At 38.7% G+C, this 22,743-nt stretch carries 8 protein-coding genes; all 8 read left to right on the forward strand.

Annotated features, from left to right (window positions below; genetic code table 11):
• Positions 1 to 23: 23 nt before the first annotated feature.
• The 8 genes from NFU46_RS12605 to NFU46_RS12640 all read left to right on the forward strand — a co-directional run bounded on the left by NFU46_RS12605 (position 24) and on the right by NFU46_RS12640 (position 22,173).
• Entirely contained in the window at positions 24 to 1,484 is a 1,461-nt protein-coding gene (locus NFU46_RS12605) for a serine/threonine-protein kinase (protein WP_251602284.1), read from the forward strand.
• Between the two features lie 4 nt (positions 1,485 to 1,488).
• Positions 1,489 to 4,767: a DEAD/DEAH box helicase gene (locus NFU46_RS12610; RefSeq protein ID WP_251602286.1), complete on the forward strand. Its 3,279-nt coding sequence runs from the start codon at positions 1,489 to 1,491 to the stop codon at positions 4,765 to 4,767.
• Positions 4,764 to 6,257 (forward strand): hypothetical protein, encoded by a 1,494-nt coding sequence (locus NFU46_RS12615; protein WP_251602288.1) that lies wholly within the window; start codon positions 4,764 to 4,766, stop codon positions 6,255 to 6,257. Before NFU46_RS12610 ends, NFU46_RS12615 begins: the two co-directional genes overlap by 4 nt.
• A complete protein-coding gene (locus tag NFU46_RS12620; protein WP_251602290.1) occupies positions 6,257 to 8,677 on the forward strand; it encodes an AAA family ATPase in 2,421 nt (806 codons plus the stop codon). Before NFU46_RS12615 ends, NFU46_RS12620 begins: the two co-directional genes overlap by 1 nt.
• Positions 8,677 to 10,518 (forward strand): DUF2357 domain-containing protein, encoded by a 1,842-nt coding sequence (locus NFU46_RS12625; protein ID WP_251602292.1) that lies wholly within the window; start codon positions 8,677 to 8,679, stop codon positions 10,516 to 10,518. Before NFU46_RS12620 ends, NFU46_RS12625 begins: the two co-directional genes overlap by 1 nt.
• 151 nt (positions 10,519 to 10,669) lie before the next feature.
• Positions 10,670 to 12,322, forward strand: a complete 1,653-nt coding sequence (gene rmuC / locus NFU46_RS12630; protein WP_251602294.1) for a DNA recombination protein RmuC — start codon at positions 10,670 to 10,672, stop codon at positions 12,320 to 12,322.
• Between the two features lie 86 nt (positions 12,323 to 12,408).
• Complete coding sequence (locus NFU46_RS12635) at positions 12,409 to 15,879, forward strand: STY4851/ECs_5259 family protein (RefSeq protein ID WP_251602296.1); 3,471 nt, start codon at positions 12,409 to 12,411, stop codon at positions 15,877 to 15,879.
• A gap of 6 nt (positions 15,880 to 15,885) precedes the next feature.
• On the forward strand, positions 15,886 to 22,173 hold the full coding sequence (locus NFU46_RS12640; protein WP_251602298.1) for a DEAD/DEAH box helicase: 6,288 nt from the start codon (positions 15,886 to 15,888) through the stop codon (positions 22,171 to 22,173).
• The last annotated feature ends 570 nt before the right edge of the window (positions 22,174 to 22,743 follow it).

The raw sequence follows: 22,743 nt of genomic DNA on the forward strand, positions 1-22,743 counted from the left end.
TGCAAAATAAAGGTTATAAACAAATGACAAGTGAACAAACAAAGAAGCGCATTGTAACCGACACCTTTGGTCAAGAGTTTGAGTTAGTCAAAAAGATAGGACAAGGTGGTCAGGGAGTTGTTTGTACAACTCAGGTTGATAACGTGCTGGTTAAAATGAGCACGCAGCGAGATAAAGATAAAAAAAGAAAATGGCTTGAGCATGTTCATTGGTTGATGAAGCAGCCTTTAGAGCAGTTAAACATTGCTAAACCATTCTCACGCATTGCTATGAAAGGGAATAACTTTGGTTATGCAATGGAGCTGATGGACGGATTAATTCCTCTAGAATCGTTAATGAATGAAACTGAAGAATTAATTGCAGCGGAGGGGTCACCAGAGCATTACTTATCAACAGGTGGCTTAAAACGTCGAATGACTATTTTGGCAAAGCTTGCCAGAACACTCTCAGATCTTCATGCAAGGGGTTTAGCGTACGGTGACTTATCTCCTGCAAATATTTTTGTTTCAGCAAACCCTGATTACTCTGAAGTGTGGTTGATTGACTGTGACAACATTTGTGTCAATCAACGAGAAAGTTTTGACTCTTTGGTTGATGAAGGCAAGCCAGGTCGCATTTTTAGTCCAGGTTTTGGTGCACCAGAAGTTGTTAATGGCGACAGCTTTGTTTCCTCGTTAACGGATGCATGGAGCTTTGCAATCGTCGCGATGAAGCTATTAACAACTAATCATCCATTTATTGGTGAAGCTGTTGAAAATGGTACTCCTGAAGACGAAGAGCGAGCGTTTGCGGGTGAGTTACCTTGGATATACCACCCAACTGATCATGCAAATGCGCTAGATGAAGATTACCCCAAGGGCATTCCATTAGAGCTGGTAGCGCTAAAGCCCCTTTCTAATTTATTTGAGCAATGCTTTAACGCGGGTAAAAACGATCCACTAGCCAGACCGAGTTTAAGTGAATGGGCGGAAGTTTTTGAACAGCTTGCGCATATGCTAGTGAAGTGCCAAAACAAAGAATGTAATGCTTCTTTTAACTTCTTGGTGAGTGACGGCCATTTAGAGTGTCCTTTCTGTGGCACTTCAATGAACAACAGCCAAGTCTTGTATATTCGTAATAACCTCCAAGATTTATCCATTTTAGAGCTACCTAACACAACCATTTACGATACATACGTTGATACGGGGTATCACCAAACGCTTAATATTGGCGAAACCATTGTACTCAAAAACTCTTGCCCTGGTTCTATGTACTGGTCTGAATCACAAGAGCTACTGTCGATACGCTTTACCAAAGAGGGTTTAGAGATCACGCCACTAGGTGCTAAATCTTTTGAGATGGGGATGGGTAAAAACAAACTTCAAACCTTTAACTCGAAAACACCAGTATCGGCCTCGACAAGAGCTAATCAATGGCTAATCATTCAGCCAATCGTCGAGACCCCTGAGCCGCAAATAGCTAACCTGTTTAGGTTGAGGTGGTAAGCTGATGAATACGCAAGATATTAAACATTTAACTCAAGAAAAGATAATTGAAGTTGCTATAGAAGAGGATGCTATTTCGGCTTTCGATTGTGAACAAGATATCTCTTTTCACATTATCCACGACGAGCTGTTTATTAAGCAAAATGAGCTTTTAGCACAGGTTACTAACGCTGAAGTATTTGATAGCTATGGTGACATTGAGCACTTTATTTGGATACCTATTTCCAAACAAGACAACAAGGTGCTTATTCAAGCGATCCCCTGCTTACCAAATAATTTGGACTTTCACGAGCTGCAAGTTTCTGTAGATGAAAACATTATTGAGCAGGTTGCTAAACTCGCAAAGCTAAAAAACAAAGACATTGATAGCGTAACAGATTGGCTAAAAAGCGAGTTTGTACTTGATGTAAATAACCAATCGAAAGTGCTAACAGCAATCAGTAAAGCAAGCGTTGCTGAAAATAGAGGGCTAACGATTGTAGGTAAAACGAGTTTGCTAGAAGCGCAATATACACCAGAGCAAAAGATGTGGGCGAAATCGGTTAAGAAACTACGCCGTAAGGTTAAGTTCGATTTGAGTTCTATAGATTGTGAATTATCGTTTGTTGACTATACGGTTGCAGCTCGAATTCAAGACCCTTTAGTGAAACAAAAGCTTGAGGAGTTAAATCGAGATAATTCAACATACATAAACTTGTGGAATCAATACAACCAAAAAGTTAAAGAAAAAGCGGTGGAACTTGCCAATAACGCTGGCTTTGTTCGTTATATCAAAATCGATAAAGAAGACTCGGTTGATGGTGTGAAATGGAAGTTTTACTTCCAAGAAAAAGATATTGAGAAAGTTAAACAGCTTGCCGCAATTTTAAGAGAAGAGCCTAACCATACGTTAGAGATCAACAAGCGCTTGCCTAGCTGGTTAGAGAATAATATTGGTGATATAGGGCTTGAAAAGGATGAAAAGGTAGAGAGTATTGCTGCTCAATTTTCGGGGCATACTAATCAGTATATAACGCTCAATTTAAACTCTTACGGAAAGCCTGAAGAAAAAGGTGTTATTTATTTGTCGATTAGTGGCTCAATTGTGCAAATGCAACGACGTGAGCAAGCAAGAGATTCAATAACAGGCTTTTTGAATCCAATGAAAGACCTACGTCTGCTAATTGAAGATCAAGATTTTAGTATTTCTAGGCAAAAACAAGCCAAAAATAAATTGAAACCGTTAACCGCTGCGGCGAGAAGATCATTCAAAGGTGAGCCAACGGCAAAGCAGATAGAAGCATTAGATGTCGCTTTAAATACACCTGATATTGCCTTAATTCTCGGCCCACCAGGGACGGGGAAAACCCAAGTTATTAGTGCGCTGCAAAATAGGTTGGCAGAAGAGCATAAAAGCAATTTAACGGGGCAAATACTACTTACTAGCTATCAAAATGATGCGGTGGATAATGTCATCGCTAGATCCGAGGCATTTGGTATTCCGGCGATTAGAGCGGATGACAATACCCGCGCCCCTTATTTATTGGAGCAGTGGAGCCAGAAACAAACAAGCAACTTAACTGAAGTTGCGAATGAGTTAGCTCAAAATGACGGCAGTTATAAAATTATAAAAAACATTCGCAAGGATATAGCGACAATTCTAGCTTCTCGTGTAGATAAAAAACAAAAACACGAGCGGATAAAAAGTCTTCTTGAGGATATTGATAATCTTAGGATAAATCACGGTTTTGATATACCTCAGTCCTTGAAAGCAAAACTTGAGCAACAGTTTGACACTCAAGTCGATGAGAACAACCCAACTTCTAATTCTTTGTTGCTGAGCCAAGTTAGAGGTTTACGAACCTCTGAACGAGCGTATGACGATGATGGCTATGAACAGTCTTTCAAGTGTCTATCCGCTTTACGCAGAACGGGGCGATATGAAGAAGAAGTAGAAGTTCTTGATGAAATTATCGAAAAGCTGACTCTCAGTGCTGAAGATTTTGAAAAAATTAAAGAAATCAAAAATAAGTTACTCGATGATTTAATCCCCGATTACCGACCTAAGTCGTTACAAGTTGAGCTTTCAAAAGAAGAAATATCAACGCTTCATCAATTGAATGAAGTTATCGCTAAGCACGCAATGAATTGTGCAGCGGGAATACCTGATGTTATCGAGGAGTATTTAGACTTAATCAAGTATCAACCGGATTACCTTGCAAAAAGTGTAAGAGACTACACAACGTCAATTGGTGCATCGTGCCAGCGCTCTGCGGGTCAGCAGGTTGTGAAGTATAAAGAGCAAATTAATGCTTCTTTAGATGAAGTTGGCGGAGACTTTACCTTCGATACGGTCATTGTGGATGAAGCTGCCAGAGCAAACCCGCTTGATTTGTTTATTCCAATGGCACTGGCAGCGAAGCGGATCGTATTGGTTGGAGATCACTTCCAGCTACCGCAAATGTTAGAACCCGATATTGAAAAAGAAATGATTGAAGCAGGTGACTTGCAACAAGAGACTGCCAAAGCAATCAAAATGAGTCTTTTCGAGCGATTATATACGCAATTAAAAGCTCGCCAGGCCAAGGACGGTATTCAACGAACTGTGATGCTAGATACCCAGTTTAGGATGCATCCAGATATCGGCGGATTTGTTAGTCGTTCGTTTTATGAAGCTGAAGGAGAGCCAAAACTTGAAGCAGGCTTAAGTAAAGATCATTTCGATCTCGGTATTGCTAAGTATAAGGGTAAAGTAGCCGAGTGGATTGACCTGCCATTACAGTCAGGCAAAGAGCAGCGTTCAGGTACTAGTTGGCAACGCGATTGCGAAGCACAAAAAGTTGTTAGTGAAGTGCAAGAGTTGTTTGCAGAAAATCCTAATTTAAGTGTGGGTGTGATTACCTTCTTTGCAGCTCAGCGAGAGTTAATTTTAAATAAGCTTGCGCAAGTAGGCATTTGCCAAAAATCAAAAGATGGTTGGGAGTATCTGCCTGGCTTTAAAACAACTGAAGAAGGAGAAGAAAAAATTCGAGTTGGCTCTGTTGATGCTTTTCAGGGGAAAGAGTTTGATGTGGTGATTCTATCAACGGTTCGCTCTAATGACTTTTCGGCATCAGATGAGAATGCATACCGAAAAAAATATGGCTTCATTCGCACACCAAACCGTTTAAATGTGGCATTTAGTCGAGCTAAGAGTTTAATTAAAGTTGTTGGTGATAAAGCGATGTTTTCTGGCGAGTCAGCTGAAAAAGCCATTCCTCAAGTATGGGCATTTATTCACGAACTCTGTGGGGTGAAATCATGATTACACATAGAGATATTCAAGATGCTTGCTACTTGAAAAGTAAGCTGAATCGATACCAGAATGAAAAAGATATCTTTTGGCCGTTTTATCTATGGCGGGTAGCTGCGCCCAAAAGTAAACCAAGTTTAAATATTTTTCAGATGTTGGTGTTAAAGCTAATTTTGGCAGGGTGCCGTGACAACGAAAAATTATGCCGATATAGCAATTTAGATAAAGAGCTTATCAGGCACATATTAGCTCAGTTAACTAATGACGGCTACCTTGACGGCTGGAACCATACAGACAAAGCCAAGCAGTTACTTTTAGGTGTAGAAGAGTCTACAAACGAGAAAACAAGTTATTACATACTTCAAGATGCAACAACGGGAAAGTTGATGCCGAGGTTACTTTCTACACTACCGCACATTGAAGGCATGGATTTCAGTGAGCGTTTCCCTCAATTTGTTCGAAGTAAAGGCTCAGGGAAGTTAGTAAAGCCCTTATTAATCAGTAATACCGTTAAGCCAGAAGCGCCAACGTCAGAGCAAATGAACTCCAGCTTAAGAGCCTATCGCAGAGTATTGAACCAGTTAAAGCAAGCTGACTTTTATATATCTGACGATGCGTTAGAAGTTACCTACTCAATTGAGTTTATTGAGCCTGAACCCATCGCAGCGTTTATCCACACCAAGCTATTTTCAACAATTTCTGGTGAGCGCTCGTGGTATTTATCTGACCCAACGGGACTAACGGAAACCCTTCCTGAGTTAAATGATGCTGCCGAACAGTTGTTGGATTCAAATAAGCACTTTTCTTCTAGAGTTAATGAAGTAATGGGGATCGCTGCAGATGAACATACGCTCAATTACAAGCAACAAGAACAGCTATTTGAGGAGCAGGCAAAAGTAGAGTTGTTATCAAACTATCCCTGGGTTCAAGAATATTCACTGATAGAAAAGCATGTCTTAGCAACACTGCGATTTAAGAACCAGGTTGAACAATCGCAAACACTTAGACCAGAAGTCTTGGAAGGGTTGTTGAGTGAGTTGCAGAAAATAATCGAAGCATGGTTAAAAACCTTTATGAAGCTTAATGAAGCCAGCAATGACTGGGAAGTTTTAGTCATGCGGTGGAACGGTAATAGACCTGTTTTTCAGCATGACAAAAGACTTATTGAGCAAATTTACTTAGGAGTTAGCGGCGTTAGTGCCTATGCCGCGAAAAGGTTAGCAACCGTTAGAGGGGGCAATGTTCAGTCAGCAATGACAAGAGGCAATCAATCATTAAAGCCGATGCTTGCCGCGATGTTACTAACGTTTCCAAAGGTTGTGGAGCAATTATCAATGCAACTGCCTAACTGGTTAGACGATGCAATACGGCTTGCTGATGACAGAAACAATAAAGCCAGCCATGCCAGTGGTGAAGTTTTAACAAAAGATGAGGTTATAAATCACCTCAATTCAGTAGATGAATTATTAAAAGTTTTAGAAAGAATATTAGGAAGTAAATAATGGCAAAACGAAACAAAGCACGGAAGCAGCCTGTAGCTGCAAATGCAACAAATCCATCAAATTCAGCAGCGGATAAAATAGGTAGTGCTTTAGCTGCTGTGGACAACCTAGCAGAAAGTGATAACGGTTCGATTTTTGGCGCTATGGCTGAAAAGCTCAAGCTAGCAAAAACGTCACATGATGCTGCGAGTGAAGAGCAAAAAAAAGAAGCATCAGAATCTTATGGCAACGACATTCAAACTTTGGTTGGCGAACTTAAAAAGCTAGTAGAGCAAAACAAGAAAATTGAAGCGGATAATAAGCAGAGTTTATCAAGATCAAAGCAATTAGAAGAGTCGGTAGAAGAACTTAAAAAGAAAATCGAGTTAGAGAAAAAAGAATTAGATAAACAATCTAAAGAGCTATTAGCGAACAAAAAGAAGAATGCAGAAGATACGGCGGACATTGCCAACAAACTAGAAGAGCTAAAAGAGCAAGAACTTGATGCTGAAAATGGGTTTGCCGCAAAACACATGGAAATGCTGGATTCGTTTGAGGAAAAACAGAATAAGCTTCGCGAATCATTGGAACAGAAAAAATTAAATCTTGAAAAAGAAATAGATGAGCTAACTAAAGCTAAACAATCGTTGAATGAAGCGGAAAAAGCCTTGCTTGAAGAAAAGCTACATGAGTTATCTTCTAAAGAAGCAGAATTAGACGAAAAAGAGTTCCAATTAAACCAAGAGAAAATACTAATTGAGAGAAAACGTAAGCAAGCACAACTAACCAATGAAGAAGCGAGTAGTTATAAAATTTCACTAAAAGATGAAATTGAAAAAGAATTCACCTACCAGATATCTTCACTTGAAAATCAGAAGTCTAACCTTGAAAAGCAAATTGCTCAGTATGACCAAGGTGAAAAGCAGTTACTTGAAAAGTTGAGTTCATTTAAGGACATAGAGAGGCAATTTGGTGACGCTACGCCGCAAGAGGTTTTAGAGCAACTTAATCATTACAAACAAGCGGTAAACAAACTGCGTTTACAGTTAGATGAGAAGCCTAGCGAACAGCTTGAACAAAATTACAAAGAGCTTAAAAAGACCTACGAAGCATTAGAGCAAGAATACAATAATGCTCATGCAGAGCTACAGCAAAATAAAGTGCAGCTTACAAAAAGTAGAATGTCCGTTATTGAGTTAGAGCAAGTTCAAAAGCAGAAGCAAACTTTGGAAAAACACAATCAATTACTTAAGGCAGCAGTTGATCAGTTGAGCGCTGATGTTGATGATCTAGTTAATAAGCAACAGGCTAAAACCGCATTCCCAGCTCTTTTAGAGCTTGATAGCAAACTTAGAGCTAAAGGGATAACAGAGTCTATTCCTTCATTAAGAAACTTTGCAGAAGAGCTTCAGCATCGTATTGCTTGGGACTCTCATGAACAGAAAGAATTGTACTATCGCCTTGAAGATATTTGGCTGTTTATTGCTGGCCTTGCTATGAGCCGTTTACATATCCTACAAGGGATCAGCGGCACAGGTAAAACAAGCTTAGCAAAAGCATTTGCAAGGGCTGTTGGTGGTGGTGTGAAAACTATATCTGTTCAAGCTGGCTGGCGTGATAAAGGAGATTTAATTGGTCACTTTAATGCGTTCGAGAAGAAGTTTTACGAGGAAGAAACTTTGCAAGCTTTATATGAAGCACAATCTCCAGCATACAGTGATCGTCCATACATCGTTTTACTAGATGAAATGAATCTTTCCAGACCAGAACAATACTTTGCAGAGTTTTTATCAGCTTTAGAATTAGATCCTAAAGACCGTATTCTCACGTTGATGACAACAGGACAACCTAATGGGCCTGAAAAGTTAATAGATGGAAGAAAAATTAAAATACCTGAGAATCTTTGGTTTATTGGTACAGCCAACCACGATGAAACAACGTTCGAGTTCGCTGATAAAACTTATGACCGTGCTCATGTTATGGAGCTTCCAAGACATAAAAGCACCTTTCATATTAACAAGGATCTTGAGCCGATTACATACAGTTTCGATTCACTAGAGGAAGCTTTTGACGCTGCAACAAGAAAACATAGCAACACAGTCAATAAACTTATTAAAGACCTTGATGATTCTGAGTTTTCAATGCTTTTAGAGGAGGAGTTAAATGTCAGTTGGGGCAACCGACTAGAAAGACATCTTAGTAGGTTCATACCCGTTATGCTCGAATGTGGTAGTGATTTAGGTTTTGCCTTAGACCATATGTTAGCCACTAAGGTGTTAAGAACTGGTAAAGCGACTGGCCGTTATGACACAGAGCAAGAAGATATTTCAAACCTTATTGATGCATTAAACGAGTTTTGGTGTACTCAAGGCTTCAATTCTAAGCCTGAAGCGAGCTTGAAACTCTTAAATAATGAGTTGAAGAAAAAGAGTAGCCTTTAATGATTACTTGGTATGACAGATTTAACGGGGAGTTAGTAAAACAGCTTCCTGAAAATATTGTGTCTGGAAGATATGCGGCTCAGGCACCGTGCACTTTTAATGGACAAACAAATATCCAGCCTGGTGACTTTCTAGTTAATGATGGAACTGAAAAGTTTCATATTGGCTCAAAGTCAGGCGCATTTATTCATAATGAAAAGTCGGAACAACTTGAGACCGAATTAGAAATTATCGAGAGTGCAATACTCGCATATCAAGAAGCGGTTGACGTGGGGAAAGATAGCTCTTTTCTTATACCAGATAAATTACTTGCTCGCTTTGAATTGACTAAATTTGAGGAATTACTAGTCGATGTTCTAAAAAAAGGGCATCTCCAAGAAATTGCCAGGCGGCCTAGAATGGAGTTAATTTATGAAGAGCATCTTGTTCCAGTATCTAGAGCTAAAAAAGTAGCAGGCTCTACCAATGCTTACCTAGCTTCTCATTCAGAGTGTTGGCAAACCAGGACATTAACTGGTGTGATCCCTAAACAAATCCTCGCTTTAGAAAGTGAAGACCAGCTCAATATTTATGAAAATCGAGTGTATGTGAAACTACTGGGTAATATTGAGCAATATTTAGTTAAGCGCATTTTAGAAGTTAAAAAATTAGAAGAAATATTTAAGCAAGCAGTGAGCTTTCAAAATGCGGAAGGTATTTATTTTGAGTTGAGAGATAGTATCTTTACCTTGTGGGGAGAAGGTTTTTCAGGCGATAAACAGGCGAATGATGCCGCTGTACACAGTATAGCAACACTTGAACTTCTAACCAAGATGTTGAAAAAAGTTAGAACATTGCAACATTCAGGTTTGTATCTAACGTTAACTCATAATATTCAAGTTCCGCTTAAGTTAAATATGACCAACGTTTTGTCACATGACCAGCATTATCGTCATGTAGCAAGGCTATGGAATAGTTGGTTGGATACCCAGCAAGCTAATAATCTCTATCCTGAACAAATTTTTCAACGAAATAAGAAGCTTGCAGTTGCATATTCACTATATTGTCGTGACTTGGTGAAACGAACATTACATGAACTAGGTTTTAATGAACTGACACCAAACTGCTTTAAAAGAAACGGGAACCAGGCAATTTATCTTCAGGTAACAACTGGCTCTGAAATCGTATTAAAAACACGTGAACATAGTTTGTTCTTTATTCCGTGTTTCACCAATAGTATTGACCTCTCAGACACAGAGTTGATGGAAAATAGTCAAAGGGTATTGCTTTCTTTAGGTTCTGCTGTGGAAATGAATGAAAAACATCTTTGTACTGCACCAACCAATTTTTATTCATTAGAACAGCTAGCTGTTTTGATTACTAAGTGGTTAATCAGTCAAACATTGCAAACTATTGGAATTACAATATCTAAAGCTCCATCACTGCTTTTAAAAACGTTAAACCGAATGAATGCAAATGGCTATTGGAAGCTTGAGAATAATAGCATCATCATAATAAAGCCATGTCTAGCTGCTAAACCCAAGCTACTGGAGTTTAAGAAAGAGCATAAGCAGGATGTTTCTATCGCTCAGGCAGTTGATGCAGTTACTGAAGCCGCAGAAAGATTTGAAGAGTTGTTGTATTGCCCTTGTTGTGGCGCAAAAGCTGATGAAGACCAATGGATTTCTAGAGATGACAATTGCTTTGCAATTCGAAACTCTAGCTGTAATCACGTTTGGGAGGTTAATCGACAAGCGGATAGTAATAAGGTGTTAAAAGTCGTACCAAATAAGGTTTTAGATAGTGATATGTTAGACGGCTTTGAACGTACTGGTAGGTTTAGCATCTTAGTAAATTTTTGAGTAAAATTAATTACTATTAAGTAAGTAATCTTACCATTTGAGGGCTTTGGTATTGCTTTTTTTTTGCTATCTACCTAAATTGTAAGGGTATTTTGTTTTTGGCTTGATTTTGGCATTACTTCATATGTTATTAACTTTGGAGTATCCAACAATGAACGACTTATTCATTCAAACAGCAATCATGGCATCAATTACATTCTTCGCAGTAGTTGGTGCCATTTCGTATTTAAAGAAATCTCAAACTCAGCCTGTAAGTGAAGAAGATGAAGAGCTAAAACAACAGCTAAATACAGTACAAGCTGAACTAAATTTAGCGAAGGAAAACAACGCTAGTATTAGTTCGAAACTTGCCGCAGCGGAAGCTTCTTTAACACACCTCTCAACTATAGAAGAGCGCTCAGCCGTTTTAGAGCAACAAAAACGTTTAGCTGAAGTATCGCTTTCTGAAACCAAAGTCGAGTTAAGTCGATTAAACGCTCAGCTTGAAGAAAAAAATGCTCGCCTATCTGCGTTAACAGATGAGTCAACGCTGTTAAGCCAGCAAGTTGCATCCCTCCAGAGTAAACAGACTCAGTTGACTAGCGACAAAGCAGAACTTACTGAAAAGTTGAAAGCTTTTTTTGAGGTTCAAGAAGAAGTTAAACAACTAAAATCGGTTCTATTTGATAAAGATTCAAAGATCACTGAAATGTCGAGCCAACTCTCTGCTTCACTGGAGTCTAAAAAAGCACAGCAAGAAAAAATTGAACTGCTTGAACGCACTGAACAGCGCTTAGTTAAAGAATTTGAAAATACTGCAAACAAGATCTTCAAAGAAAAAACAGGTGAAATGTCGGCACAAAACAAGTCGTCACTGGACTCGCTCCTTTCACCGCTTAAAACCCAGATTGGTAACTTTAGCAAACAAGTAAACGAAGTTTACACCAATGAAGCTAAAGAGCGTCATGCCTTAAAGCAAGAAGTGCATAGCTTGAAAGCATTGAATGAGCAAATGGGCAAAGAGGCTGTTGCCTTGACCAAAGCACTTAAAGGTGACAACAAAAAACAAGGAACATGGGGAGAAGTGGTACTTGAAAGAGTGTTACAAGAGTCAGGCTTACGCTTAAATCATGAATACGATACGCAAGTCTCATTAAAAGATGAAGAAGGTGGATTATTTAAGCCAGATGTGATTGTCCACTTGCCAGGCAATAAAGATGTAGTTATCGATTCTAAAATGGTGCTAACCGCCTACGAGCGTTACTTTAATGCTGAAGACGAAGCGATTCGCCAGCAGGCTCTAAAAGAGCATATTAACGCGATTAAGAATCACATTAAGCAACTAACCACCAAAAATTATCATGACTTACATGGAATTAAAACTCTCGACTATGTGTTGATGTTTATTCCGGTTGAACCTGCTTTCAATCTAGCCATTGAAGAAGATAATGAGCTAATTCAGTTGGCACTGGAAAAGAACATTATGTTGGTTAGCCCAACGAACTTAATGGTTGCACTGAAAACCATAAACAACATGTGGCGTGTTGAATATCAAAATCAAAACGCTCAGGACATCGCAAATAAGGCGGGGGCAATTTATGACAAACTAGTCGGTTTTGTTGATGACATGAAAAAGCTTGGTTCTCATTTAGAACGTGCTGAAGGAAGTTACGGCGAAGCAATGAAAAAGCTTAGTGAAGGCAGAGGTAATCTAATTCGTCGAGCTGAGAGCATGAAAGGGTTGAGGATATCGAACAACAAAGAGTTGCCTACAGAGCTGGTTGAAAAAGCTGATTTATCTCTAGTAGAGAATAAAACGGCTTAGCTAAAATGAAGCCATATATTTCAGATATATGGCTTTATTTTTCATCGTTATTTCTATAGTCTTTTACTTGAATAGGAGTACAGAATATGGATATTGTAGTTGATTTAATGAATACTGGTTTAAATTCAATAGTCCCCCAAAAGTTTTTCGAAGCGTTTTTAGTTTCTCGTAAATTAGAGTTCTCTGATGGTCGGCCGTTATTCGCTTACCAAGTCGGTCAGAATGAATATAGTCAACTAGCCAATTGCTTGAGCATGAGCGCAGCTTTTGGCATTCAGAATATAGATGGTCGTTTACCAAGATGGGACGCTTTATTTGTCTTGTACGCATCCGAGTGGTGGCGCAGGAACTATCAGGGAGGAGTATGGAGTTGGGAAAGCATAATAAAGTCTTTGGAACTCTCGGCTGACGAGTTTAATCACTCAACAATTCGACATATTGTTTCGAAGGGATTAAAAAAGTGGAAAAGGGAATTATTAGAAAATGCGCAAGGAAAACAGTATTTAGGTACAGTGATTTTTGAAGGTGGAATTCCACTAGGTTTATTAAAACAAAACACAGGCTTTGATCGTTACTTACGCGGTGTTTTAAAAGATTCAATACAATATTCTGAAGCTGGTTATACTCCTACTCATTTTGCCGAAAAAAGAAAGGATATGTTAGCGACGGCATTTCACAAAAACGAATTTTTGTCGTTAGTCGGTGAAGTCATTCAAATGGTTTTAAGACTAAGAGAAACTTATGACTTAGCCGCAAAGAAAGATCCCGTTGAACACCTAAATACACAGCTTCCCACATGGCGAACTCATTTTCCTATCTCCCTAGAAGGTGATGAGGGAAATGCTTTAATAAGCAGTTTGATTGTGCACTCGTCTAGGGTTAAAAAGAAATCAGATGTTCCTATTTATCTATGCCGTCGTCTACAAAATAACAATAATTTGTACTCGATAGTAAATGTTATCAATCTCCCAAGATTGGTATCAGAAACCGACCTTAAGGACTTTTGGCAAGTAAATAGTGTAGGGAATAAATTAGATCTGGTTGCGTTTAACGGCTCCAATAAAGTATCGATTGCAACACTCACTCTAGTTCGTAATGAAGAGTATAAGGTTTCACCATTAATAAAAACGTTACCTTCAGCAGGAAACAATGAAGACTGGCAATTATCTTTTTACCGCAAAGGTAATGCTATTTCAGATAGCCACCCTTTAAAGGGAGGTGAAGCTATTGAGCCAGAATTGCCAGTAGGATTTATAGAAACTAAAGACCAACACTGGGAATACCTCAGTCAAGGTGATGTGTGTACGTCACAGGCTACTTTGAGATTGATCCTGCCTTTAGTGGGTAAACTCACTGGTGATTCTAATGCTAATCTAGGTGAAACAGAAGACGGCAGAACGGTCTGCGAAATTACCAACAACTCAACATTTGATGTGGATACAAATGAAACATATCAATTAAAGGTTAAATTGGAATCTCCTCCTACCAATGTCATCTACCGGATATGGTCAGAGAGTAAATTACAACAAAAAAACACAGCTATTCCCGTTGTTATTGGTAGCCCACATATCACCAAAATTTTAGGTGGAAGCTTGTATGCTGAAGTGCCTCAAGCCAACATATATTGGCGAGTTCGAGGTGGTAATTGGAACGGAGATTTATCTGCTGCGGTTGGCGCTGTTGATATCGGTGTTTTTGATGATGGTAAGTTGGCTTATCGTAAAAAACTAATTATTTTACCGAAAGATTTAACAATTTCATTCAACAACCATATTGATGACTTTAATAGAGGTGAGATTGTATTTTTCTCCAGTAAACTAAGGTCTGTATCGACTTCGACTCCTAATGTTACTTACTTCACCCAAAAAAATGGGTATAGCTATAATTTAAACGTAGTTGCAGAGACTGAGAATCCAAGAGCAATAGACGTTCTACTGGACTTTGAACACAGCAATCAACCAGTAAGTGTTAAGTTTCCATTTCCGGCTTCAGGTGGTCGATTTATTAATGCTGATGGCTGTCAATTAAGTCCTAACGCATTGATAACGATGAACGAACTTAGGATTGTACAACTTGAAGTACAACATAACGATCCAAGCCTGCATCAGGATTATTACATTGATTTTAGCTTACGCTCAAAAGACTCACCAGAGCTATTAAAGCTAGCTAAAAAAACGATAAAACTTTCTTTAGATCATGAGTCGATCACTGGTAGCTTTCATTTGGTTAAGCCATTAATAGACTTTCAAAATGAAGTGAAACGCTTGTTTTCTCTTTCAGAAGACTTAGACGCACATTTGGATGTCAGCGTTAGGGTTGGTACTGATAAAGTAATTTCAATTAGAGTCGTTCATTATTCATGTTTTTTAGAATCAGAAAAGACTGCAAGTGGTTATAGTTTGTATCTTAATGATATTGAAGGCAGCTCAATTTCCGGTTCGGAAGAATGTTTACCTGTTTTATTAGCGAAACCACTTCACTTTCCCGAAGAGAGAGGCTTTGAACTTCCACCTATTAAGTTACAAGGTATTAGCACAAACCAATGGGCAGTCCCTAATTTATCAAAACATAGCGGCCCTTGGCTAATCTTTGAGCGTAAATTAAACTCAAAAATTCGCCCTCGGTTAATTGTCGAGAGTAATTTTAATGGCTCAATTGAGTGCAATGAAACCAAATCAAGCCATCTTAGAACTGCAATTGCTGAGTCTAACTTTATTTCTCGACAGCAAATTTTTGATAGGGCTATTGACGAAATCGCGAATGATTTAAATCACAAAGACTGGCAAATAGTTGATGCTTACATTTCTGAATTTAACTTATTACCACTTACGACTTTTGTTATGTGGGAGCGTTTTATCAAAAATGATTTGGCGATGGCACAATTATTTTTTAAATACATAGATGATTCTGAAAAAAGCTCCTACATAGAAAAGTTCTCACAAGAACTTCCGTTTTTATGGGAGTGCATATCGCCAGAGACTTGGCGAAAAGCATTCAATCAGAAAAAAGATCAATTAGCTGACGCGCTCAGTCTACTTCCAAACGGACATGAGTTGCTAGTGAAGCAATGTTTAAGTTGGCTGGAAGCCCTGTCGCACTTATCTGTGACTTCTTCAATTGCCGTAAAAGCATTAAAACATTTTGACTTGGGACAAATAGATAAAGATTCCAACATGTTCTCAGGTCATAACACCGCAAAGGCCGCTAGCAGTGCACTTGTATCAAGAAATGATGATTCTCCTTATCAAGAACTCGTTAGACGCAATGCTGAAGAAAGTTGGCCTAGTTTAGCTGAGGATTTAACAAATAGGTTAATTCCTGCGGACAATACAAGGGCATTTCAATTGTTACGTTATTTAGCTGATGACTTACCTAAGTGGCGTAGCTCAGTGGTTCTGACTCCTGTTTTATTGGGTATTCACCATGCAGGTAAAAGGAACTCTGGAGTAATAAGCTCCTCTTTAGATATTCACAGTATGCGCCTCGTAATTCGCTTTGATAAAAAGTGGTTTAAAGCAGCTTATACCGTTGGCTTCATATACGGATTAGGACATTAAATTTATATGAAAAACAATTACTTCTCTTCTTTGATAAAAGATTTAGTAAATCGTTCCGCCAATTCAACAATTGGTCTATTGAACATTGCGAATGAGCCTTTAACCAATCTGTTAAAAGATAAATTTACTTCCCCACCTGGAGAATCCGGCTGTTTATTAGGTGATCCTGTATTTGAAGGTAAATTTGGCTGGAAAGAAGCTGATATGTCTATGCAAGACTTGTCTGGCAATTTGCTGACTCCTTCACTAGTTGAAGCTATGGAAAATCCACCAAAAGAGTTAAAACAAGACTATGAGTTTTCATCAAAGTGGAGTCCATACACCCACCAAGTGAAAGCTTGGAATGCTTTGTCTGCTGAAACTCCCAAATCAGTGGTAGTCACCAGTGGTACAGGTTCAGGTAAAACAGAGTGCTTTTTAGTGCCTGTTTTAAATAGATTACAACGAGAAGCTGAAAACGGAAGTGGATTACAAGGCTGTCGAGCACTATTATTATATCCGTTGAATGCTTTAATTAATAGCCAAAGAGATCGCCTACGAGCTTGGACTCATGGTTTAAATAAACAAGTCCGTTTCAGCTTATATAATGGTGAGACTCCCAACTTACCTTTCAGAAAACATTCTGAATATCCAAGAGAAGTAGACAACAGAAAAGATTTAAGAACCTATGTACCACCTATCATTGTCACTAACGCAACGATGCTTGAATACATGCTTGTTCGTAAAGACGATAAACCAATTATCGAGCAGTCGAAGGGCAAGCTGGAGTGGATCATTCTCGATGAGGCTCATACTTATTTGGGGTCTCAAGCCGCAGAGCTATCGCTATTATTAAGGCGTGTAGTATCGACGTTTGAAGTAGATCCTAAAAACGTTCGTTTTGTCGCTACGTCTGCCACTATCGGAGGTAAAGATAGTAAGGCTGAATTACAGAAGTTCCTGGCTGATATCGCAGGGGTAGAGTTAGATCAAGTTGTGGTCATTGGTGGTGAAAGAGAGTTTCCAAAGTTACCTCGTGTTAATGAAAATAATTTATCCAATAACGATATATCTCAAATAGATAGTTCTGAATCGTTATCACAACAACGGTTTGAAGCATTAAGTTCAAACCGTTCGTCGCTTAAGCTTAGAGAATTATTTGTTAAGAATGATCCACCCGTTGCGACCTTGAGTGAAGTTTGTTCATCCCTACTAGAAAATGAAGCTAATTCCAAGATTAAAAAGCAAGAAGCATTAAACTGGCTAGATATATGTTCTGGCACAGATAGAAAATTTGAAAATGGTCGAACAGATACATTTTTACCACTAAGAGCACATTTATTTCATACAACGATGTCTGGCTTATGGGCTTGTGTTGACAAAAATTGCTCACACAAGGAGAAGCAGCTAGATGATCCTCGCTGGCAGTTTGGTAACGTATATTTTGACAGACGCGAAAAGTGTGACTGTGGCGCACCAGTTTACGAGCTGAAAATTTGTAATGACTGTGGTGATGTTCATTTGCACGCTAAAAGGTTGTCGGATGGCAGGCTTACACTAACGGACGACTTTGAAATCGAAGATGACTTTTCCTTAGAGCTAGAACGGGATGAAAGTGATGTGTCCGAAATTGACGAAACACCTGTGCTTGATATCGGTAAGGTTGTTATATCGGGGTTACCAGGAAAAGAATCAATAATTGATCGATTGTCGAAAACGAATGGCGATCTTGATAGCGATGAGGCAGATGCGATTCCGGTTTACTTAAATCAGGCAATTGATAGTCCTGTGCGTTGTCCTTCTTGTAATGCACCTAACAATAATGATCACCTATATCGTCCTGCAAGACTTGGTGCACCATCCCATATTACGATAGCGGTACAGACCTTATTAGAATATGCACCGGAAGGAAAAGGACTTGAAGCCCAAGGCCCGTTTAATGGCCGTCGTTTGATCACATTTACTGATAGTAGACAAGGTACGGCTCGAATAGCTGCAAAACTTCAACAAGATGCAGAAAGGAACCGAGCAAGGTCGCTAATTTATCATCACTTATTGAGAGCACAAGCTGAAGCTTCAGGCAACCCCGAAGACATACAAAAAATAGAAGCTGAAATTGAAGCTTTAAGGGCAACACAATCAACAGTACCAGATAATTTGAAGGTAACTTTTGATGGCATGATCTCGGATAAATTAGAGGAATTGGCTAAGTTTAGTGGCGATGCCTTGGTAGGTGTTCCTTGGCAAAGTCTAGAGGGGAGTTTAGCCAATGGTGAAAAGTCTATCTCCAAGTGGATGATGGATGTATATAAAAACTTAGCTCCAAATATTTTTACAGAAGAAGTTGGTGCAGATAGAATTTCAAGGATGTTACTCGAAAGAGAGTTCTTGAGACGACCTAAACGAGCAAACAGTTCTGAAACAATGGGGTTAGTTAAACTCAATTACCCTAAACTAAATAATGTAAGTGAGTTACCATCAGAACTGGTTGGGAAGAAATCTTTAGATAGTTGGAAAGATTTTTTAAAAATTAGCATCGACTATTTTGTACGTAGTTATTTTGCTGTTGAAGTATCCCAATCAACGCGAAACTGGCTCGGCGAAAAAATTAGACCTAAAGAGTTAAACCCTCAACCTGGGTTGTCTCGAAAAGAAGCGGGGTGGACAGTTGTTTGGCCGACCTATAATCGTCACGCTGGACGTTTACCTACTTTAGTTAATCTTTTGAGAGCGTGGTTGAGTTTAGATATTGAAACGAAAGCAAACCAGTTATTGGTAAGTAATTTATTGAAACAGGCTTTCGAGGTATTAAAAAGCGATAAAGTAGGAATTTTCACTAAAACAGGTGAAGGTAATTTCATCTTAGAACTTAGAAAACAAGTTGAGTTTTCGTTAGTAACCAACGCATGGAAATGCCCGATTACAAATAGTGTACTAGATACAGCTCTTGATGGTATTTCGCCATATTTGCCTTCAGACGCTGATCCGAAAAAGTATGAATGTCAGCCAATTATATTGCCTATCTATGATTCACCCTTTGGAAAGGGGGATAGCCGAAAAGAAGAATTAGTTGAAGCTAAGAAATGGTTGCAAAAGAATGCAGATATCGAGGCTTTGCGAAGTTCTGGCATTTGGACTGACTTGAATGATCGAATTGTTGAACAAGTACCTTTTATTCGAGCTGTTGAGCACTCAGCACAACTTTCTGGTGCCAAACTTCGTCAATACGAAGATGATTTTAAGAAAGGTAAATTAAATATTCTTTCTTGTTCAACAACAATGGAGATGGGAGTTGATATTGGAGGTATCTCGGTTGTTGCCATGAATAATGCTCCTCCACATCCGGCTAACTATTTACAGCGTTCAGGTAGAGCTGGTCGAAGAGGAGAGAGTAGAGCTGTTGCTTTTACGTTGTGTAAACAAAACCCTCACGGTAACCTAATCTTTAGCAATACAAAATGGCCTTTTACCACACCAACTTTTGTCCCTAAAGTTACATTTCAAAGTCAAATATTAGTGCAAAGACACGTCAATGCGATGTGTTTGTCGTTTTTCTTAAACACGTTCTTAAACGATCAAGACTTAACTAAGTTAAATTGTGTTGCATTTTTTGGTGATGCAGAGTCTAAGGGACTAACACCTGCGAAGAGGTTTTTAGACCTATTAAATGGAGGTTCAGCCACTTGGGAGCAATCTCATCTATCGAAGTTGAAAGAGCTAACAAGAGGAACTTGTTTAGCCCGCATGACAACTGATGAGCTATTGATCAGAGCTGGAAAGGATTTCAATCGGATATGCGACAATTGGTTAACCGGACGTGATAGGTTAGTTAAAGAAAAACAAGGGTTGTTAGGGGGTGATAAACGTGCTGAAAAAGCGATATCAATCCAAATAACACGAGTCGAGTGTGAGTATTTATTAAGTGAGTTAGCAACAAGCGGCTTTCTTCCTGGTTATGGCTTTCCAACGCATATCGCTAACTTCAATACTATCAATATGTCTCAGTTGCAAATAGCTTCTAAAGAAAATGAAAATAGGCAAAATGATCAGCTTAACCGTCACCGTATCGATAATAAGATGATGGCTAGAGATTTTCCTTCTAGAGACATGGTTGCGGCTATTAGAGAGTTTGCACCTGGAGCTGAGGTTGTTATTGATGGGCAAGTGTTTAAATCTGGCGGAATCCTCCTAAACTGGAAAGTGCCGACTGACCAGGATAAAGCAAAAGAGCCTCAAGGTTTTAAGTATGCGTGGCGATGCAACTCGTGTGGTGCTAGTGGTTCAAGTCATTTGATGCAAGAAGCAAATAACTGCTCTGAGTGCGGTAAACCAATTGAAGGTAAAAATATAAAGACATATACGGAGCCGAGCGGTTTTGCTGTCGATATTTATGAAACCACCCATAACGATATTTCTAGACCTAAATATTTACCTGTAAAAGAGCCTTGGATCACTGCTAATGGTGAATGGGTTAATCTAGTCACCGAAGACCTTGGTCGTTTTAGAGCGACATCTAATGGGCACATATTCCATTTTAATGATGGTAATACCTCGCAAGGTTATTCCATCTGTTTAGAGTGCGGAAGAAGTGAACCTTCAAATTCTGATGAATTTAGCCAATTTTCTAGCAATCTAGGTCATAAAAGACTTAGAGGGGGCAAAGACAATGATAGTTCGATATGTCCAGGTAGCTTTGATGACTGGAAAATTAAAAAAAATGTTAGTTTTGGGGTAGAGGATCGTACCGACGTGCTTGAAGTACAGCTAAAAGATCCAAACTCTTCAATTTACGTGAATGATAAATCTATAGCGCTGTCAGCTGCGGTAGCATTACGACAAGCGGCAACGGAGTTACTAGGAATTTCAGAGGAGGAGGTGGGGATTACTGTTTCTCCTTCCTTGGTAGAGGATATGGAAGCTCAATCTATTTATCTTTTTGATCGAGCTGGAGGTGGTGCAGGATTTATGTCATCTGTGTCTGAAGAGCTTCCAAAATTATTAAAAAGAGCTGTAAACAAGCTGCATTGCAAAGCTAATTGTGAAAGTGCCTGTCATCATTGCTTATTGAGCTATGACACGCAATTTCAAGCAAAAGAACTAGACAGAAAAGCGGCCTTAAAATTCTTAAATAAGCAATGGTTGAGTTTGTTAGAATTGGACTCAAGTGATCAATTATTTGGACATGACACTATTCTAGAAACTAGACCTCTTCGAACTGCGATAGCTGACAGTATTCTTTCATCATCTAACCCAAAGCTGCGCATCTTTTTGAAAGGAGACATGGCGGATTGGGACTTATTGAACCATGACTACAGAAAGTTTTTAATGGAACAATCCATAGCTGGCTGTAATATTGAATTGGTTGTAGAAGAAGGGAGGTTAGAAAACGCCGATAATGAAATTATTGAACAACTTAGCTCATACGTAAATTCACACATTATATCCCTTGTTGATAGCAACGACTCTGACTCGACTTTAATCGAGTTGCAGTCAGAACAGTCCGTAACAAAGTGGGGCTGTCGTCAGCCAGGAAATAACTTAGGCGTTCCAGGTCATTTGTTCTTTGAAACGAAGAATAGCTCGCCTGTAGTTAAAGAAACCAATGTTGGAGATTTAAAGCCACGTAAGAAAATTGACCTTTCCACATATACTACGAAAGCTAATGATCACACTTCAAATGCTTGTGAGCTTGAAGTTAAACAAGAAATAAATGGTTTCGTCGCTGGATTTGGAGATAGGTTTTGGTCTTTGATTAAATCTAAAGCTCCTAGTCAATTCATGATATTAGAAAGTTCAGCTCCTGAGAAAAATATTGTTAAAATTAGTTACTACGATAGATATTTGAATACACCTTTAATGGTGTCTCTTCTGTCTGAACTTCTAGAAGGTTTAAGAAGTATAGCTACTCAATGGGAAGCGCCTGAGGTATTAATTCATAGTGCCGCACCTTCAGTTTCTAATTATTCAAATAAATTATGGGACAACTTTGAAGATGCAGATAGTCGTGACAATGCAATCGAAAAAGCATTGGAATATGCTGATATTAAAGCGTTCGCTTATACCAAAGAAAAACGAAAACTGCCGCATTATAGACGATTGGAAGTATTTTTCTCAGACGGAAGCAAATTGTTGGTAAGACTTGATCAAGGTCTTGCATATTGGGGAGTTGATAGGAATTATCGAGTGCCGAATTACGAGTTAATATTTGATTTTTCTGAAGAAAACCCTGAAGAAGCATTATCAAGTTTTAAGGTTAAAGTAGCCAACGAAAGTGAAAGTCACGGAACTCAAGTTGTGGTGAGGCTCGAAACTTAATACATCAAAATTCAACATCTATCTATAATAAAAATTCGGGCTACGAGAAAATACAAGTGATGGTTATCAATTATAGTTAACTTTCTAAGTAGCCCAATTCTAAACCCTAAAAACGGGGGTTACCTTCAGTCTTTTAGTTAAAAAATGTTTGTGATTTATTTTTAAAAGCCAGCACTACGTAAACTAAACATACATAAGACCCACAAAAAGTATTTTCACGCACGTAGCGCACGATTTTAAGTCAGTATGCCGCTCGCATAGTACGAGCTTACATAGTTAGGAAGCCTTTAAATTAAGGCTTTACGGCAAACGTTAAAGCACCTTTTAATTTCTCAAAATCCCGTGTAGGGCACACCCATATCCATTTTCATTGGATCAAGGATTCTTAGTAATAACAGCGATTACCAGCAACCTAACTCCCGCTTTTAATTATTTTACTCTATTTAACATAACGTAATTTATGGGATTTAAACACATTGTAACCTTCATTTATCGGCAATTAATTTAACTAGTTTTCTAAACCCACCATTTCTAATGATTAAATACTTAAAACTGCTGTTCATTTCAAAC

The sequence above is a fragment of the Pseudoalteromonas sp. NCCP-2140 genome (assembly GCF_023708065.1).
GTDB lineage: Bacteria > Pseudomonadota > Gammaproteobacteria > Enterobacterales > Alteromonadaceae > Pseudoalteromonas.

Excerpts from the sequence above, each read along its gene's own strand:
- NFU46_RS12605 (WP_251602284.1), top strand. The coding sequence starts at position 24 with ATGACAAGTGAACAAACAAAGAAGCGCATTGTAACCGACACCTTTGGT.
- NFU46_RS12610 (WP_251602286.1), top strand. The coding sequence starts at position 1,489 with ATGAATACGCAAGATATTAAACATTTAACTCAAGAAAAGATAATTGAA.
- NFU46_RS12615 (WP_251602288.1), top strand. The coding sequence starts at position 4,764 with ATGATTACACATAGAGATATTCAAGATGCTTGCTACTTGAAAAGTAAG.
- NFU46_RS12620 (WP_251602290.1), top strand. The coding sequence starts at position 6,257 with ATGGCAAAACGAAACAAAGCACGGAAGCAGCCTGTAGCTGCAAATGCA.
- NFU46_RS12625 (WP_251602292.1), top strand. The coding sequence starts at position 8,677 with ATGATTACTTGGTATGACAGATTTAACGGGGAGTTAGTAAAACAGCTT.
- rmuC (WP_251602294.1), top strand. The coding sequence starts at position 10,670 with ATGAACGACTTATTCATTCAAACAGCAATCATGGCATCAATTACATTC.
- NFU46_RS12635 (WP_251602296.1), top strand. The coding sequence starts at position 12,409 with ATGGATATTGTAGTTGATTTAATGAATACTGGTTTAAATTCAATAGTC.
- NFU46_RS12640 (WP_251602298.1), top strand. The coding sequence starts at position 15,886 with ATGAAAAACAATTACTTCTCTTCTTTGATAAAAGATTTAGTAAATCGT.